General features: G+C 62.4%; 13 protein-coding genes. 7 read left to right on the top strand and 6 right to left on the bottom strand.

Going from position 1 to position 17,881, the window contains the following annotated elements; translation table 11 throughout:
- The first annotated feature begins 142 nt into the window (after positions 1-142).
- A complete protein-coding gene (ppdK, locus tag ASD44_RS01540; protein ID WP_056107871.1) occupies positions 143-2,806 on the top strand; it encodes a pyruvate, phosphate dikinase in 2,664 nt (887 codons plus the stop codon).
- A gap of 92 nt (positions 2,807-2,898) precedes the next feature.
- On the opposite strand, the gene ASD44_RS01545 is transcribed toward ppdK, so the two are convergent.
- Both ASD44_RS01545 and ASD44_RS01550 read right to left on the bottom strand, forming a co-directional pair.
- Entirely contained in the window at positions 2,899-4,293 is a 1,395-nt protein-coding gene (locus ASD44_RS01545) for an aminotransferase (protein WP_056107874.1), read from the bottom strand.
- 148 nt (positions 4,294-4,441) lie between these two features.
- Positions 4,442-4,795, bottom strand: a complete 354-nt coding sequence (locus ASD44_RS01550; protein ID WP_056115224.1) for a hypothetical protein — start codon at positions 4,793-4,795, stop codon at positions 4,442-4,444.
- A 178-nt stretch (positions 4,796-4,973) separates the two neighbouring features.
- Here ASD44_RS01550 and ASD44_RS01555 point away from each other — a divergent pair, with 178 nt between their 5' ends.
- Entirely contained in the window at positions 4,974-6,602 is a 1,629-nt protein-coding gene (locus tag ASD44_RS01555) for a fatty-acid--CoA ligase (RefSeq protein ID WP_056107877.1), read from the top strand.
- Between the two features lie 71 nt (positions 6,603-6,673).
- On the top strand, positions 6,674-7,456 hold the full coding sequence (locus ASD44_RS01560; protein WP_056107880.1) for a DUF1499 domain-containing protein: 783 nt from the start codon (positions 6,674-6,676) through the stop codon (positions 7,454-7,456).
- Between the two features lie 20 nt (positions 7,457-7,476).
- On the opposite strand, the gene ASD44_RS01565 is transcribed toward ASD44_RS01560, so the two are convergent.
- Positions 7,477-8,385, bottom strand: a complete 909-nt coding sequence (locus tag ASD44_RS01565; protein WP_056107883.1) for an MBL fold metallo-hydrolase — start codon at positions 8,383-8,385, stop codon at positions 7,477-7,479.
- 113 nt (positions 8,386-8,498) lie between these two features.
- On the opposite strand from ASD44_RS01565, the gene ASD44_RS01570 reads away from it, so the two are divergent.
- Positions 8,499-9,098 carry a biotin transporter BioY gene (locus tag ASD44_RS01570; RefSeq protein ID WP_056115229.1) on the top strand — a complete coding sequence of 200 codons (600 nt, stop codon included), beginning with the start codon at positions 8,499-8,501 and terminating at the stop codon, positions 9,096-9,098.
- Positions 9,099-9,226: 128 nt separating this feature from the next.
- On the opposite strand, the gene ASD44_RS01575 is transcribed toward ASD44_RS01570, so the two are convergent.
- Together ASD44_RS01575 and ASD44_RS01580 are read right to left on the bottom strand one after the other, a co-directional pair.
- Positions 9,227-11,173 carry a nucleoside-diphosphate sugar epimerase/dehydratase gene (locus tag ASD44_RS01575; RefSeq protein WP_156459739.1) on the bottom strand — a complete coding sequence of 649 codons (1,947 nt, stop codon included), beginning with the start codon at positions 11,171-11,173 and terminating at the stop codon, positions 9,227-9,229.
- 116 nt (positions 11,174-11,289) lie between these two features.
- The gene (locus tag ASD44_RS01580; protein WP_056107887.1) at positions 11,290-12,645 is read right to left on the bottom strand and encodes a UDP-glucose/GDP-mannose dehydrogenase family protein; all 1,356 of its coding nucleotides are present in this window, start codon (positions 12,643-12,645) and stop codon (positions 11,290-11,292) included.
- 359 nt (positions 12,646-13,004) lie between these two features.
- On the opposite strand from ASD44_RS01580, the gene cysD reads away from it, so the two are divergent.
- Genes cysD through cysQ form a run of 3 tightly spaced genes read left to right on the top strand, consistent with a single transcriptional unit; the run spans position 13,005 to position 16,646 of the window.
- On the top strand, positions 13,005-13,910 hold the full coding sequence (gene cysD / locus ASD44_RS01585; protein WP_056107891.1) for a sulfate adenylyltransferase subunit CysD: 906 nt from the start codon (positions 13,005-13,007) through the stop codon (positions 13,908-13,910).
- A gap of 2 nt (positions 13,911-13,912) precedes the next feature.
- Positions 13,913-15,850 carry a sulfate adenylyltransferase subunit CysN gene (gene cysN, locus ASD44_RS01590; protein ID WP_056107895.1) on the top strand — a complete coding sequence of 646 codons (1,938 nt, stop codon included), beginning with the start codon at positions 13,913-13,915 and terminating at the stop codon, positions 15,848-15,850.
- A 10-nt stretch (positions 15,851-15,860) separates the two neighbouring features.
- A complete protein-coding gene (gene cysQ, locus ASD44_RS01595; protein ID WP_056107896.1) occupies positions 15,861-16,646 on the top strand; it encodes a 3'(2'),5'-bisphosphate nucleotidase CysQ in 786 nt (261 codons plus the stop codon).
- Positions 16,647-16,661: 15 nt separating this feature from the next.
- On the opposite strand, the gene ASD44_RS01600 is transcribed toward cysQ, so the two are convergent.
- On the bottom strand, positions 16,662-17,804 hold the full coding sequence (locus ASD44_RS01600; RefSeq protein ID WP_056107899.1) for a DegT/DnrJ/EryC1/StrS aminotransferase family protein: 1,143 nt from the start codon (positions 17,802-17,804) through the stop codon (positions 16,662-16,664).
- Positions 17,805-17,881: the final 77 nt, after the last annotated feature.

A 17,881-nucleotide genomic window follows, 5' to 3' on the forward strand; every position in this document is an offset into this window, starting at 1 on the left:
CTCGATGTGTCTGCCTGAGACCTCTTGGCGCTCTAATCGATTGTACGCTTCGGCCATCCGGTCCACGCCTTGCCTTTCGCAGCGCAGCATTCTATCGCTCGGCCCGGCGGACCGAAGCCCGCCCTTTGGCAATGGAGCGAACATGACCAAGTGGGTTTATACCTTCGGAGATGGCGCGGCAGAGGGACGTGCCGGCGACAAGAACCTGCTCGGCGGCAAGGGCGCCAACCTCGCCGAGATGTGCAGCCTCGGCTTGCCGGTCCCTCCCGGCTTCACCATCACCACGGAGGCCTGCAACTGGTACTATGCCAATGGCAATGCCTATCCGGACTCCCTGGCCGCCGATGTCGATGCCGCGCTCGGCCATATCGGTAATTTGACCGGCCGCAGCTTCGGTGATCCGGAAAAACTGCTCCTGGTTTCCGTACGCTCCGGAGCCCGCGCCTCGATGCCCGGCATGATGGACACGGTTCTCAATCTCGGCCTGAATGACGAGACGGTCGAAGCGCTGGCCAAGGATTCGGGCGATCCCCGCTTCGCCTATGACAGCTACCGTCGGTTCATCCAGATGTATTCCGATGTCGTCATGGGGCTGGATCACGAGGTCTTCGAGGAAATCCTCGAAGACCGCAAGGCAACGCTTGGCTACGAACTCGACACCGAACTCAGCGCAGCCGAATGGCAGGCGGTCATCGCGCTCTACAAGGCGAAAGTCGAGGAGGAACTCGGCAAGCCGTTTCCGCAGGACCCTCGCGAACAGCTCTGGGGCGCCATCGGCGCGGTGTTCTCAAGCTGGATGAATGCCCGTGCCATCACCTACCGCCGCCTGCACGACATTCCGGAGGCCTGGGGCACCGCCGTCAACGTCCAGGCGATGGTGTTCGGCAATATGGGCGACACCTCGGCCACCGGCGTCGCCTTTACCCGCAATCCCTCGACCGGCGAGAAGGCGCTCTACGGCGAGTTCCTCGTCAACGCGCAGGGCGAGGACGTCGTCGCCGGCATCCGCACGCCGCAGAACATCACCGAAAAGGCCCGCATCGCCGCCGGCTCCGACAAGCCGTCGATGCAGAAGCTGATGCCGGATGCCTTCGCTTCCTTCGTCACGATCTCGGACAAGCTGGAAAAGCATTACCGGGACATGCAGGACCTGGAATTCACCATCGAGCGCGGCAAGCTGTGGATGCTGCAGACGCGCTCCGGCAAGCGCACCGCCAAGGCGGCGCTCAAGATGGCCGTGGAGATGGCCGCGGAGGGCCTTATTACGAAGGAAGAAGCCGTCGCCCGCATCGATCCGGCCTCGCTCGACCAGTTGCTGCATCCGACCATCGATCCCAAGGCCGAGCGCAACGTCATCGGCATCGGCCTGCCGGCATCGCCGGGTGCCGCCACAGGCGAGATTGTCTTTTCCTCTGAGGATGCCGAGGATTTGAAAGGGCAGGGCCGCAAGGCGATCCTCGTGCGCGTCGAGACCAGCCCCGAGGACATCCACGGCATGCACGCCGCCGAAGGCATCCTGACCACGCGCGGCGGCATGACCAGCCATGCGGCCGTTGTGGCGCGCGGCATGGGCAAGCCCTGCGTTTCCGGCGCCGGCTCGCTGCGCGTCGATCACCGGACCGGCACGCTGATCGCCATGGGCGCTACCTTCCGCAAGGGCGACGTCATCACCATCGACGGCGGCAACGGCCAGGTGCTGAAAGGCGCGGTGCCGATGCTGCGGCCGGAGCTTTCCGGCGATTTCGCTTCCATCATGGAATGGGCCGATGCCGTGCGCCGCATGAAGGTCCGCACCAATGCCGAAACGCCGGCCGATGCACGCATGGCGCGCTCCTTCGGCGCCGAAGGCATCGGGCTTTGCCGCACCGAGCATATGTTCTTCGACGGCGCCCGCATCGTCGCCATGCGCGAGATGATCCTCGCCGACACCGAGGCGGACCGGCGCATAGCGCTGGACAAGCTTCTGCCGATGCAGCGCTCGGACTTCCTCGAACTGTTCGAGATCATGGCCGGGCTGCCGGTGACGATCCGGCTGCTCGACCCCCCGCTTCATGAGTTCCTGCCGAAGACCGAGGAGGAGATCGCGGAGGTCGCAGCGGCGATGAACGTGTCGGCCGATAAACTTCGCCAGCGCACCGAGGCGCTGCACGAGTTCAACCCGATGCTCGGCCATCGCGGCTGCCGGCTGGCCGTATCCTATCCCGAAATCGCCGAGATGCAGGCGCGCGCCATCTTCGAGGCGGCGGTCGAGGCCGGCCGCAAGAGCGGCAAGCTGGTGGTGCCGGAAATCATGGTGCCGCTGGTCGGCATCGTGAAGGAGCTGGAATTCGTCAAGGCGCGCATCGACGCCGTGGCCGCCAGCGTCATGAAGGAGACCGGCGTCACGATCGAGTATCTCTCGGGCACGATGATCGAACTGCCGCGCGCGGCCATTCGGGCAAACGTCATCGCCGAATCGGCGGAATTCTTCTCCTTCGGCACCAACGACCTGACCCAGACGACCTTCGGCATATCGCGCGACGACGCCAGTTCCTTCCTCGAAGTCTACCGGCAGAAGGGCATCATCGAACAGGACCCGTTCGTCTCGCTCGACATCGAGGGGGTTGGCGAACTCGTCCGCATGGCGGCCGAAAAGGGCAGGGCGACAAGGCCGGACATCAAGCTCGGCATCTGCGGCGAGCATGGCGGCGATCCGGCCTCGATCCATTTCTGCGAAGAGGTCGGCCTGGATTACGTGTCCTGCTCGCCTTACCGCGTACCGATCGCGCGGCTGGCAGCGGCGCAGGCGGCGATCAAGGGCAGATAGTCAAACAAAACAACGACATGCGGACAGGAAACGAATCGGTTTCTGAACCGCATGAAGTGTCTGGATTTATGCTGTACGGCGCGTCGCTCAGGTCACGCGGCGCGTAGCTTCTCCTTGGTCACATGTTCTTCCGCCTGCCGAAGTCCCTTTTCCAGGCGGTCGAACAATTCGTTCAGCTCGCCTTCGCTGATGACCATGGGCGGGCATAGGCCGATCGTGTCGCCCATGGCGCGCAGGATCAGGCCGTTTTCCTCAAGCAGCTTTGCCGTCAATGGCCCGACGCCTTGAGCCGGCTTGAAGGCGCGCCGCGTTGTCTTGTCGGCGACGAGCTCGACGCCGCCGACAAGGCCGCAATAGCGGACCTCGCCGACGAGTTCGAATTCGGCCAGCCGTTTCATCCGCGCCTCGAACACCGGTGCAAGCCGCCGCACATGGCCGACAATGTCGCGCCTCTGGTAGATCTCGATCGCCTTCACGCCGAGCGCGCAGCCGAGCGGATGACCGCCATAGGTGAAGCCATGGCCGAAGGTGCCGAGCTGGGCGGTGTAGTCGACATAGGCCTGGTAGATATCCTCCGGCACCATCACCGCGCCAAGCGGGGCATAGGCGGAAGTCAGTTGCTTGGCGGCGGAAAGGGTTTTCGGCCGCATGTTGAAGGTCTCGGTTCCCCACCAGTTGCCGGTGCGCCCGAAGCCGGTGATGACTTCGTCGGCGATCAGCATGATGTCGTGTTCGTCGAGCACCGCCTGGATCGCCTCGAAATAGCCTTTCGGCGGCACGACGACGCCGCCGGCGCCCATCACCGGCTCGGCGATCATGGCGGCGATGGTGTCGGCGCCCTCGCGCTCGATCAGGTCGCGCAGCGACTGGACGATGCGGTCGACGAAATCCGCCTCGCTCTCGCCCTCCTTGCCGAAGCGGTAGAAGTGCGGGCAGTCGGTATGCAGCACGCGGTCGACCGGCAGGTCCCAGCCATTGTGGTTGCCGGGCAGGCCGGTCAGCGAAGCCGCCATGACAGTCACGCCATGATAAGCCCTGATGCGCGAGATGATCTTCTTCTTCTGCGGCTTGCCGCGCGCATTGTTCAAAAACCAGGCGAGCTTGACCTGCGTATCGTTGGCCTCCGACCCTGACGAGGTGAAGAACACCTTGGAGATCGGCACCGGCGCGATCTCCTTGAGCTTCTCGGCCAGTTCGATGGCCGGTTCGAAGCTCTTGGCGCCGAACAGATGGTAGAAGGGCAGGGCGCGCATCTGTTCGGTCGCCGCGTCCACCATTTCCTCGTCGCCGAAACCGAGGCCGGCGCACCAGAGACCCGACATGCCCTCGATATATTCACGTCCCTGCGTGTCGTAGACATGCACGCCCTTGCCGTGGCTGACGACCAGGGTTCCCGTCGTCTTCAGCTTGTGAAGCGGCGTATAGGGATGGATGACGGATTCGATATCCCGCGTCTGCAGGTTGCTCAACGGCAACTGTTCGGTCATGGCTCACTCCGGCAGCGGCAAGTCCCTCAGGTCACCTGACCGTGAAGGCTCTGGGATCGCATGGATCGCTCCCAATGGTGTAGCTGCTGGACCGCGAGCCGCAAAATCCTTTCGGTCCTGGTTCAAGAACGGTTCGGCTGCTGGCCTATCAGGCAGCGGCCTGGAAAACGTCCATCAGGCCCGCATAGGCGTCCGCGATGCGCGCGGCCGGGCTCCCGCTTTTGGCAGCCGGCTCCACCTTGAGCGTTCCGCCGCTCTTCGGCAGCGTCATCATCAGGATCTGCTGGCTTTTGCCATCGCCCACCGCCGCGGCGGCCACATGTTCCTGAGCGCCTTCGCCACCCACGCACATCTTGAAAAGCAATCTGCCGCCGACAGCCTCCAGCGCGCCGCCGACCACCTCGGCGAACTCTTGCTCCGACACGCTTTCAGCGTCCGGAACGAGATCGGCCAGACTTTCGGCAAGTGTGTCTTCGAGGGCTTTTTCATCGCGCTGGGTCATTGCGAACCACTCCATCCGCCATTCGCACCCCGCCACGAAATAGCCTCCACCGCGACAATGGCCGCATTGTGGCATCGGCCATTGGGCCCGGCCACGTCAAAGCGGAACACGGCATCTGGACATTGCGGCCATTCCTTCCACAATGTCCAAAACAGGGAGCTCGAAGGGAGGAGATCAGATGCTTGGACTGATGCAGGAATGGCCGCTGCTTTGCCACAAGCTCATCGACCATGCCGCGTTGCAGCATGGCAACCGCGAAATCGTCTCGCGTTCCATCGAAGGACCGATAGTCCGCACCACTTATGCCGAGGTGCACGCCCGCGCGCGCAAGGTGTCGCAGCGGCTGGAGAGGGAAGGCTACGGCCTTGGCGACCGCATCGCGACGCTGGCCTGGAACACCGCCCGCCATCTGGAAGCGTGGTACGGCATCATGGGTGTCGGCGCCATCTACCATACGCTGAACCCGCGCCTTTTCCCCGAACAGCTCGTCTGGATCATGAACCATGCCGAGGACAAGGCGATCTTCGTCGACCTGACCTTCATGCCGCTGCTGGAAAAGATCGCCGGCTCGGTCAAGTCGCTGAAACAGGTGATCGTACTGACCGACAGCGCCCACATGCCGCAAACCGCCTTGCCCAATGTGGTCTGTTATGAGGACTGGCTGGCGGGCGCGGATGGCGATTTCCGTTGGAAAACCTTCGACGAAAACACTGCCGCCGGCATGTGCTACACCTCCGGCACCACCGGCGAGCCGAAGGGCGTGCTCTACAGCCATCGCTCCAACGTGCTTCACGCGATGATCGCATCGATGCCGGATGCGATGGGTATTTCCTCGCGCGATGTGGTGATGCCGGTCGTGCCGATGTTCCACGCCAATGCATGGGGCCTGGGGCAGAGCGGGCCGATGACCGGCGCCAAGATCATCATGCCCGGCAGCAAGATGGACGGCGCATCGATCTATGAACTGCTGGACGGCGAGAAGGTGACTTTCACGGCGGCCGTTCCGACCATCTGGCTCATGTTGCTGCAGTATCTGGAGGAAACCGGCAAGAAGCTTCCCTATTTGAACCGGGTGGTCATCGGCGGCTCGGCTGCGCCGCGCGCAATAATCCAGAAATTCCAGCGGGACTATGGCGTCGAGGTGATCCATGCCTGGGGCATGACGGAAATGTCGCCGCTCGGCACGCTCTGCACGATGAAACCGGAACAGGCGGCGCTGGACGACGATGCGCTGCTCGATCTCAAGCAGACGCAGGGCTACACGCCTTTCGGAATTGAGATGCGGATCACCGACGACGACAATGTGGCCCAGCCATGGGACGGCGTTACGTTCGGCCGCCTGAAGGTGCGCGGCCCGGCCGTCTCCTCCGCCTACTACGGCAATGCCGGCACCGAACAGTTCGACGCTGAAGGCTGGTTTGATACCGGCGACGTCGCGCATATCAATGCCGACGGCTATATGCGGATCACCGACCGCGCCAAGGATGTCATCAAGTCGGGCGGCGAGTGGATCTCGACGATCGAGCTGGAAAACCTCGCCGTCGGTCATCAGGACGTGGCCGAAGCGGCGGTAATCGGTGTGCATCATCCCAAATGGGACGAGCGGCCGCTCCTGGTCATTGTCCGCAAGCCCGGCAAGCAACTGACGAAGGAGGACTTGCTCGCCTTCATGCAGGGCAAGGTCGCCAGATGGTGGATGCCCGACGATGTCGCCTTCGTCGACGAGATACCGCACACGGCGACGGGCAAGATCCAGAAGACCACGCTGCGCAAGCAGTTCGAGGATTATAAGCTGCCGACCGAATGAAGCCCCCTTTTCCGCTTCAATCTCCGTGGGAAACGCTCTAAGCCTCGTGCGGGCTCGGGTGCTGGGTAAAGATGCGGGATAATTTCCAACGGCGGACCTCGAAAGCGGCTGGCTGGGCGCGGCGCTCCGGCGCCTTCAGCATCGTGCTGCTCGCGACCGTATGGATCGGCCATCATTTCGGCATGGTCGAGACGATCGGCTATCTGTGGGTGTTGGGCCTGGTGGTCCTGCTCGCGGCCAGCGCGCTGCTGTTTGCCGTCTTCGCCTTTGCGCGGCTTTGGAGCCATGGCGACCGCGGCGGCCTTGACCTCACGCTCGGCGCGCTGCTGGCGCTGCTGACGCTCGCGCCGTTCGGCGTTGCCGCCTACTGGCTGACCGCCTATCCCTCCTTGAGGGACGTCTCCACCGATCTCGACGATCCGCCGCAGTTGGATGCCGCCGGCCGGACGGCTGAGATGAATGCACCCGTGCCCGCAACGCCAGGCGAAAAGCGGCTGCAGGCGCAAAACTATCCGCTGGTGACCACGCACCGCTACGATCTGCCATTCGAGGATGTGCTCGCCGCTGTTGAAGCCGTGGTGGCGCGGCAAGGCTGGCGGGTCGAACCAATGCCCGCCTCCGTCGGTCAGGCGCAGATCACCGTGAACGCCGTCGCGTCGAGCTTCGTGCTGGAGCTTCCTGCCGATGTCGCCATAAGGGTCAGCGACGAGGGTGAGGCGGCGCTCGTCGATATGCGCTCGGCATCCCGCTATGGCCGCCACGATCTGGGCGACAATGCCGCGCGCATCGAACGTTTCCTGTCCGAACTGGATCAGGAAGTGGCGGGGCGGATCGGGCCGGCTCTGGCCGAATAGATATGAAACAGGTCCTGATCCTAGCCGGCAGGAAGGAAAAGACCGTCGATTGACGGCGATCCGTCAGTCCTGACAATTCCGCGTGCCGACATGTCTTCGAGATGGGCCAGAACCGAAAGTCCGGCGGCGCCGTGCAGCCGGGGATCAGTGTCGCGATAGATCGCCGCCACCATGTCCTTGATCGTGCGGTCGCCCTTGTGCAGCCGCTCCAGTATGGCGCGCTCGCGCATCTTGCGGTGCGCTTTCAGCCCCCGCAGGAAGGTTCGCGGCGCGGTGACAGGACCACCGTGCCCTGGCAGGAACAGCCGATCGTCCCGCGCCAGCAGCTTGTCCAGCGAAGCCATATAGTCGCTCATCGCGCCGTCCGGCGGCGCGACGATTGTCGTCGCCCATGCCATCACGTGATCGGCCGAAAACAGGATGCCGGTCCCCTCAAGCGCGAACGCGGCATGGTTGGCCGTGTGACCGGGTGTCAGCACGGCCTTCATCGCCCAGCCGTCGCCGCGGACGGTATCGTCGTCCTTCACGCGAAGATCGGGAACGAAGTCGGCATCGGCGCTGGCGTCGAGCAGATTTGTCTCGCCGATGCGCAGCGGACGCGCCGGACGGTGCGGCCCTTCCGCGACCGTCACCGCGCCGGTCTCAGCCTTCAGCCGCGCGGCGAGCGGCGAATGGTCCCGGTGCGTATGGCTGACGAAAATATGGCTGACCGGCCGGCCAGCGATCGTTTCCATCAGCGTGTGGAAATGCTCCGAATCATCCGGTCCGGGGTCGAGCAGCGCCAGCGTGTCGGAGCCAATCACATAGCTGTTGGTCCCATGAAAGGTGAAGGGGCTGGGATTTCGCGCGGTTATGCGCAAAACGCCGGGCGCAACGGGCACCGCTGCGCCATAGGCGGGGTCGAAATGGCTATCGAATTTGATCTCCATCGGCCTATGATGCTCCCGTTGAACGGCAAAACCGATTGCCGCTTAACATGGAAGCCAATATAGGAAAACCGCGGCGCGGCCATCCTGCTCGCGTCGAACGGATGGGAAAGATCATGGCACTTGCAACTACATTACGTCCGCTGGTTTCCTTCGCGCTGCCGGAAAAAGGCGTCAATCGCCTCGGCATGCAGATCCTTCTGGCTGTCGCCGGAACGCTGCTCCTGACGCTTTCGGCGAAGACGAAAGTTGTTCTCGGCCCGGTAGACCTGTCCTTGCAGACGCTGGTCGTCATGCTGATCGCCGCCGCGTTCGGCATGCGTCTCGGCGTCGCCACGCTGCTGCTTTACATGGCTGAAGGCGCCGCAGGTCTGCCGGTCTTCCAGAGCACGCCGGAAAAGGGCATCGGCCTTGCCTATATGGTGGGCCCGACCGGCGGTTATCTTGCCGGCTTCGTCGTCATGGCCGCCATTGTCGGCTGGGCCGCCGACCGTGGCTGGGACCGTAACCCCTTCAAGCTGTTCGGCGCCGTGGTCGTTGCCGACATCGTCATGCTGGCGATGGGCTTCGCCTGGCTCGCCTGGCTGATCGGCGCCGAAAAATCATGGGCCTTCGGCGTCATGCCCTTCCTGGTCCCGGATCTGATCAAGGCCGGTCTCGCCGCCGCTATCGCGCCGGCGGTCTGGTCGCTGATCCCGTCCAAACCCGCAAAGTAAAAAACAGCCCTCACAAGGGGTATCGTTCAGGCCGCTGCCCCGCAAGGGCGGCGGCCTTTTTCATGGATGGAGGAACTTGACGGAGATTTGCCGATTAGCCCGCAGGCTCAGATTTTGCCGACTGCCGATCAGTTGAGCGGATTGCTGTCGGTGACGTCGTCCTTCGGAAAGGACGGCTCGGGCACGCTCGTATTGCCGGGCTTGTATTCGGGGACGATATGGTTGAGCAGCTCGATCGTCCTCGCGCGGTCTTCGCGCAACACGGCCTCCTGCAAGGTGACAAGCGTCTTGTGCAGGACGCCCTTGTCGATGACGCGCGGCGAGGCGACGAAATAAGTGTCCTCGGGCGAGTGCTCCTGCATCTCGGAGGGGTCGAAAAGCTCTTCGTAGAGCTTCTCGCCGGGACGCAGTCCGGTGAAGACGATGTCGATATCGACGCGCGGCCTGAAGCCGGCAAGCTGGATCATGCGCTCGGCGAGGTCGACGATGCGGACGGGCTTGCCCATGTCGAGCACCATGATCTTGCCGCGCTCATCCTGCTTGCCGTGCTCGTGCGAGGACGCGTTCAGCACCAGCCGCACCGCTTCCGGTATGGTCATGAAGAAACGCACGATGTTCGGATGGGTGACTGTAACCGGACCGCCATTGGCGATCTGCTCCTGGAAACGCGGCACCACCGACCCGTTCGACCCGAGCACATTGCCGAAGCGGACCGTCTTGAAGCGCGTCTTTTGCGAACTGATATCGACGGACTGGCAATAGGCCTCGGCCGCCCTTTTGGTCGCTCCCATCACATTGGTGGGATTTACGGCCTTGTCGGTCGAGATCATGACGAAATTGGTCGCGCCGTATTGCAGGGCGGCGTCGGCCACGTTTCGGGTCCCGAGCAGATTGGTCTTGACCGCCTCGATGGGGTTGGCCTCGACCAGCGGCACATGCTTGAGCGCCGCCGCGTGGAACACCGAGTCCGGATGGAATTCGGCGAAAAGACTGGTCACCCGGCCCTTGTCGCGCACGTTCACGATCCGCGTCACGACATTGAGGTTGGGAAAGTTTTCCTGGATCTCCATGTCGAGCATGTAGAGGTGGTATTCGGAAAAATCGGTCAGGATCAGCAGGCTCGGTCCAAAGCTCGCTATCTGGCGGCAAAGCTCCGATCCGATCGAACCGCCGGCGCCGGTGACCAGAATGACCTTGTTGTTGATCAGCCGCGCGACCCCTTGCAGATCGGCCACCACTTCGGGCCGTCCCAAAAGGTCGCCGAGTTCGATGGCCTTGGGCTGAAGCATCGTCTGGCTGGTGATCAGCGACGTTTCCGTGAAGTCCGGAATTCTCGAAGCCTTGATGCCAAGCCGCGCCGCCTTCTCGACGATTTCAGCGAGATGCTGGCGGTTCGGACCGATTTCGGTGATGATGATCTCGGAAATCTTGGTCCGGGATTTTTCCAGCCGGCTGACGATCTGGCCGAGCGAAGCGAAATCGCCCAGCACCTTCACGCCCTGGACAATTCGCGTCTGGTTGAGAACGTTGTCGTCAAGTATGCCGGCGACATGGAAGTCGCTTCTTGCGCCGCGGCGATTGGCCCGGATGAAGCTTTCGGCATTATCCGTAAGCCCGTAGAGCAGGACGTTGATGGATTTGCGTGATGGCGATCGCTCGCTGTCGGCGGGCAGCAGAAACGCCCGTTCCATGAACAGCCGATACACCAGCCGCGAAGTCGACAGTCCGGCGATCATGAACAACAGAGTCAGGACCGGCACCGAGCGCGGCACATTGCTGCCGCGCGTCAACAGGAAAGCGAAGACCGTATAGGTGATGACGGTGGCGAAGCTGACCTTGATGATGGTCGTGAGGTCGGGAATGGAAACGTATCGCCACGATCCGCGATGCATGGACAATAGCCAGAAGAACAGGGTAAAAACGCCGGCAAAAGCCAGCGTCTTTTCCTGGATTCCGGGAACGTTGCGATAGAGATCGACGCCGAAAATTGTCAGGTAGGAGCAGATAAACGCGCCCGCCGCCGTGAGGACGTCAAGAACAGAACCCGCATACCTCAAGATACGATGCTGATTCACGTTCTGTGTATTCCCCGGGCACTGTCGTCAGTCACTGTAGTCTCCTCCCATCGGTTCTCCAAGAAAACTAAAATTTCCATCCGAAATAGAACCTGCAGGTCGCAACCAGGTAAGACCTATGCCGCTTTGCCGGCAAACAGGCTCGCGGAGTCGCCTCGGCCGATCGCGTAATACAGAAAGCCGTAGTCCCGCAGTTCCGTCGGCTCATAAAGGTTGCGTCCATCGACGATGATGGGATTTTTCAGCTCGGATTTGAGCTTTTTGAAGTCAACAATGCGGAATTGTTTCCATTCCGTGCAGATGACAAGCGCATCGGCTCCCGTCACGGCGTCTTCCTGCCTGGCGCAGAACACCAGATCCTGCCGGTCTCCGTAAACACTGCGCGCCTTGTCCATGGCCGCCGGATCAAAAGCCCGCACATGCGCGCCATTGGCCAGCAGGGCGTCGATCAGGGCCTGGCTCGGCGCGCTGCGCATATCGTCGGTGTTCGGCTTGAAGGCCAGCCCCCATACCGCGATGCGGCGTCCCTTGAGATCGCCGTCGAAAATCTGCTCCAGCTTGCGAAAGAGCACGTTCTTCTGCGCATTGTTGGTTTCCTCGACCGCCTTGATGAGCGGAGCGTCATAGCCCACCTGATCCGCCGTACGCCCGAGCGCCTGTACGTCCTTCGGGAAACAAGAGCCGCCATAGCCGCATCCGGGATAGATGAAATGATAGCCGATGCGGGGGTCCGAGCCGATCCCGAGACGCACCTGTTCGACATCGGCCCCCAGCCGTTCGGCCAGATTGGCGATCTCGTTCATGAAGCTGATCTTCGTCGCCAGCATGACGTTGGCGGCATATTTCGTCAGTTCCGCCGAGCGCGGGTCCATGAACATCACCTTGTCGTGGTTGCGGCTGTACGGCGCATAGCACTCGCGCATGACCTTGCGCGCCCGCTCGGAGTTGGTGCCGACAATGATGCGCGCCGCCTTGGTGAAATCTTCTATCGCGGAGCCTTCCTTGAGGAACTCCGGATTGGAGCAGACCTCGAAATCATGCGCCTTTCCGAGCCGCTTCTGGGTTTCCAGAATCTTGTTGTGGATTCGGTCGATGGTGCCGACGGGCACCGTCGACTTGCCGACGACGACCTTGAACTCGGACATATGCGTGCCGATCGTCTCGGCCACCGACAGGACGTGGGTGAGGTCGGCCGAACCATCCTCGTTCGGGGGAGTTCCCACGGCGATGAAGACGATCTGGCCGAACGCCACGGCTCCGGCGGCATCGTTGGTGAAGACGAGGCGTCCGGCTTCCTGATTCTTGGCGACAAGCTCCGGAAGCCCGGCTTCGTAGATCGGAACGATGCCGTTCTTCAGCCCGTCGATCTTGTTCTGGTCGACATCGACGCAATGAACCTCATGGCCGACTTCCGCAAAGCACGCGCCGGTGACCAGACCCACATAGCCTACGCCAAAAATAGTGATTTTCAATTTCGCTTCGCCTTGTCCAGAAGTCGCGCGCCGGTCTACCACCACTGACACGGAACTGAAATGGAATTGTGACAATGGCCGCCGCAGCCCATCGGCTGCAAACGGCAGTTTTTTCGGCCTGCGCCGCTGCTAGGGGTTCGGCGGATGCATGGCTGCGGAACCGGGGAAGAAGTTTGTCGCATTTCGCCGATGAGCGGAAAACCATGTCTCTCAAAGGGGTGTTTGCCAGCTTGATATTGCGTGTTCTCAAGTTGGCTGGCTGCTAAAAAGCCCATTGAAATGGCTGGCTCCCGGGCCGGCTGGTTCTTGGTCCCAAGACGGCCGGGAGCCTTTTTTGGCATGAAAGAATACTTGGCCCCATGAACATCGCGCTCACGCACCTTCAACGGCTCGAGGCCGAGTCCATCCATATTTTTCGGGAAGTCGTGGCGAATTTCTCCAAGCCGGTGATGCTCTACTCCGTTGGCAAGGACTCGGCGGTGCTCATGCACCTGGCGATGAAGGCTTTCTATCCAGCCAAGCCACCTTTTCCGTTCCTGCATGTCGATACGACCTGGAAGTTCCGCGAGATGATCGCCTTCCGCGACGCCATGGCGGAGAAGCTCGGTATCGACCTGCTCGTCCATGTGAACGAGGACGGCGTGCGCGATAATATCAACCCGTTCGACCACGGCTCCAACACCCACACCCACATCATGAAGACGGTGGCGCTGCGGCAGGCGCTCGACAAATACGGTTTCGACGCCGCTTTCGGCGGCGCCCGCCGCGACGAGGAGAAGTCCCGCGCCAAGGAGCGCATCTTCTCTTTCCGCAACGCGCAGCACGCCTGGGACCCGAAGAACCAGCGCCCGGAAATGTGGAACATCTTCAACACCCGCATTTCCGCCGGAGAGTCGATCCGGGTGTTTCCGCTGTCGAACTGGACCGAACTCGATATCTGGCAGTACATCCTGCAGGAAAGCATCCCGATCGTGCCGCTCTATTTCGCCAAGGAGCGCCCGGTCGTCGAACGCGACGGCATGCTGATCCTCAAGGATGACGACCGCATGCAGTTGCGGCCGGGCGAAAAGGTGGAGAACCGCATGGTGCGGTTCCGCACCCTCGGTTGCTACCCGCTGACGGGAGCCATCGAATCCGATGCCGATACGCTTGAAGCCATCGTCGGCGAGATGCTGACCGCGCGCACGTCCGAGCGCCAGGGACGGCTCATCGACCGGGACGAGTCCGGTTCCATGGAAAAGAAGAAGCGCGAGGGTTACTTCTGAGTATGCGTCACATTCCGGCCGAAAGCCTCGTCCCCTCCGACAAGATCCGCGACTACCTGCTCGCCCAGGAGCATAAGTCGTTCCTGCGTTTTTTGACCTGCGGTTCGGTCGATGACGGCAAGTCGACGCTCATCGGGCGTCTCCTGTCCGACACCAAGCAGATATTCGAGGATCAGCTGGCGGCGCTGGAACGCGATTCCCGCAAGCACGGGACGACGGGCGAGGACATCGATTTCGCGCTGCTGGTGGATGGGCTGGAGGCCGAGCGGGAGCAGGGCATCACCATCGATGTCGCCTACCGCTTCTTCGCCACCTCCAAGCGCAAGTTCATCGTTGCCGACACGCCCGGCCACGAGCAATACACCCGCAACATGGCCACCGGCGCATCGACCGCCGACCTCGCCATCGTGCTGGTCGATGCTCGCCAGGGCGTGTTGCGCCAGACCCGGCGCCATTCGATCATCGCATCGCTGCTCGGCATCCGCCACGTTGTGGTTGCGATCAACAAGATCGATCTGGTTGGCTTCGACCGGCAGGCGTTCGAGCGCATCGCCGAGGACTACAAGGCCTTTGCCGCCAGTCTCGGCTTCAAGACCATCACCCCGATCCCGATGTCGGCCCGTTTCGGCGACAATGTCACCAGCCCGTCGTCGCGCATGGAATGGTATTCCGGACCGACGCTCATCGAGCACCTCGAAGACGTGGTGGTCGACGATGCCGTCAACGATCTGCCCTTTCGTTTCCCCGTCCAGTATGTGAACCGGCCGAACCTGGATTTCCGTGGTTTTGCCGGAACCGTGGCGTCGGGTTCGGTCACGCGGGGCGAGGAGATCGTCGTCGCCAAATCCGGCAAGGCGGCGCGCGTCAGGCGCATCGTCGCGCATGGCGGCGATCTTGAAAGCGCGGTTGCGGGGCAGGCTGTCACCCTCGTCCTGGATGAGGAAGTCGAGGTGTCGCGCGGCAACATGCTGGTCGCGCCCACCGCCCGTCCGGAGGTTGCCGACCAGCTTGCCGCCAACATCGTCTGGTTCGATGAACAGGCGCTGCTGCCCGGCCGCTCCTACATATTAAAGACGGAGACCGATCAGGTCAGCGCCGTCGTCACCGATTTGAAGTACCGTCTCGACGTCAACGATTTCTCGCAGGAAGCGGCCAAGTCCCTGGCGATGAACGAGGTTGGTGTCTGCAACATCTCGCTGCGCGCACCGATCGCCTTCGACCCGTTCGCCGAGAACCGCTCGACCGGCGCGTTCATCCTCATCGACCGCATCACCAACACGACCGTCGGCGCCGGCATGATCACGCACACTTTGCGGCGCGCGGCGAACATCCATTGGCAGTCGCTTGATGTCGGCAAGCGGGCGCGGTCCGACATGAAGAACCAGCGGCCGGCTGTGTTCTGGTTCACGGGCCTGTCGGGCTCCGGCAAATCGACCATCGCCAATCTGCTGGAACGGAAGCTCTACGCCAACGGCCGCCACACCTACATTCTGGATGGCGACAATGTGCGCCATGGCCTCAATCGCGATCTCGGCTTCACCGACGCCGACCGCGTCGAGAACATTCGCCGGGTGGCCGAGGTCGCCAAGCTGATGGCCGATGCCGGCCTGATCGTCATCGTGTCGTTCATCTCGCCTTTCCGGGCCGAGCGCCGCATGGCGCGCGAGCTCATGGAAGGGAAGGAGTTTGTCGAGGTGTTCGTCGATACCCCCTTCGAGGAATGCGCCCGGCGCGACCCGAAAGGCCTCTACGCTCGCGCTCTCAAGGGCGAGATCAAGAACTTCACCGGCGTGGACTCTCCCTACGAAGCCCCGGAAAGCCCGGAGATTCATCTGAAGACGCTCGGCAGATCGGCCGAAGAAATGGTAGAAGCGGTCGAACAGTGGCTTACCGAGCGTGACAATGCCGAAAACCAGTACGACTACGGCGGCGGCATCTGACGACGCGGCAATGCTCGCGGCGTTTGAGCATCTCGCGCTCGCCGCGGGCCGCGAGGTCATGCGCGTTTTCAAGGCCGGCTGCGCGGTCGAACAAAAGGCCGACCAATCGCCCGTCACCGAAGCCGACCGGACAAGCGAAAAGATCATCCTTGCCGGACTGCGCAGCCAGTTCCCGCATATCCCCTGTGTTGCCGAGGAGGAGGCTGCCGCCGGCGAAGCCCCATCGGATCCGGGCGACGTTTTCTTTTTGGTGGACCCGCTGGACGGCACCAAGGAATTCGTCAGCAGGCGCACGGACTTTACCGTCAACATCGCCCTGATACGGCATGGAGCGCCGGAGATCGGCGTCGTCTACGCGCCGTGCAGCGGCCGGTTCTTCTCGGGCCGGCCGGGGTTTGCCGAAGCATTGGAGATCGATGAGGATTTTGCCATCGCGGGTCGTCGGCGGATCGCGGCGCGCGTGGCCATCGAGCCGCTGACAATCGTCGCCAGCCGGTCGCACAACACGCCCGAAACCGAGAGCTACATCCGGACCATCGGTGCGGCCGAGATCGTCTCGGTCGGATCGTCGCTGAAATTCTGCCTGCTTGCCGGCGCGGAAGCCGACGTCTATCCGCGCTTCGGCCGGACGATGGAATGGGATACGGCGGCGGGCGACGCCGTCCTGCGCGCAGCTGGCGGCATGACCCGCACGCTGGACGGACTGCCCTTGGCCTACGGCAAGCGCAACCAGGCCGCCGATGTCGATTTCGCCAACCCGAATTTCATCGCCAGCGGCGCGCTCCCTGCGCCTTGAGGGAGGAATCCGAGCCTACTCAGCCGCCGCATCCGCCGAGTTCGAGCCGATATAGTTGCGGATCGTCTCGATGATGCGATCCTGGTCGGCGGCTTCCAGATAGGGATGCATCGGCAGGCAGAGGATACGGTCCGGCAGCCCTTCCGAAACGCCAAGGCCGGTCGGCGTGCGCGGATAATCGCGATACGCCACCTGCTCATGCAGCGGCTTGACGTAATAGATGACCGAAGGAATGCCCTTTTCCTGCAGATGAGCCTTCAGCCCGTCGCGCTTCGGCGTTTCGATGGCGTATTGCGCCCAAGCCGAGCGGCCGCTCAACGGGTTGCGCGCCGCCGTCACCACGTCGCCGAGCCCCTGCGCGTAGCGGTCCGCCACCAGCCGGCGGGCTTCCATTTCCTCGTCCAGAATGGCCAGCTTCTCGATCAGGATAGCCGCCTGCAACGTATCCAGCCGCGAATTCAGGCCGACATGGACGTTGTCGTATTGCGTCTCGCCCTTGCCGTGGAAGGCGAAGGAGCGGAGCCTTTCGGCTAGGTCGCCATCATTGGTGAACATCGCGCCGCCATCGCCGTAGCAGCCCAGCGGCTTGGCCGGATAGAAGCTGGTGCCCGCGACATGGCCGAAGGCGCCGCACATGCGCCCATCCTTGGAGCCGCCGATGGACTGGGCGGCGTCTTCGATCACCAGGAGTTGTTCGCGTTTGGCGATTTCCATGATTGCATCGTAGTCTGCAGTAAGGCCGAAAAGATCGACCGGAATGATGGCGCGGGGCCGCAGTCGACCTTCGGCTTTGACCATTTCGATCGCCGCCGCGAGACTGGCGATATCGATATTGTAGGTTTCGGGATCGACATCGACGAACACCGGCTCGGCCTTGGCCAGCGCCACCACTTCCGCCGTCGCGGCAAAGGTGAAGCTCGGCACGAACACGGCGTCGCCGGGTCCGATGCCCGAGGCATAGAGCGGTAGAAGAAGCGCGTCGGTGCCGTTGGCGCAGGCGACGACATGCTTCACCCCGGCATAGGCCGCCAGCTTCTGTTCGAATTCTGCAACCTGCGGCCCGAGGATGTAGCGGCCTTCCTCGACGACGTTTTCGATCGCCGTCTTCAGCCGCTCGCCCAACCGTTTCCTTTGCGCCGCCAGATCGATGAACTGCATGTCTTTTCGCTTCCGTTACCGAATTTGCCCGCTGGTATCAGACTTACATAGGCCGGAAAAGGCGCAAGATCACCTTG

This window comes from Mesorhizobium sp. Root554, from assembly GCF_001427025.1.
GTDB lineage: Bacteria > Pseudomonadota > Alphaproteobacteria > Rhizobiales > Rhizobiaceae > Mesorhizobium.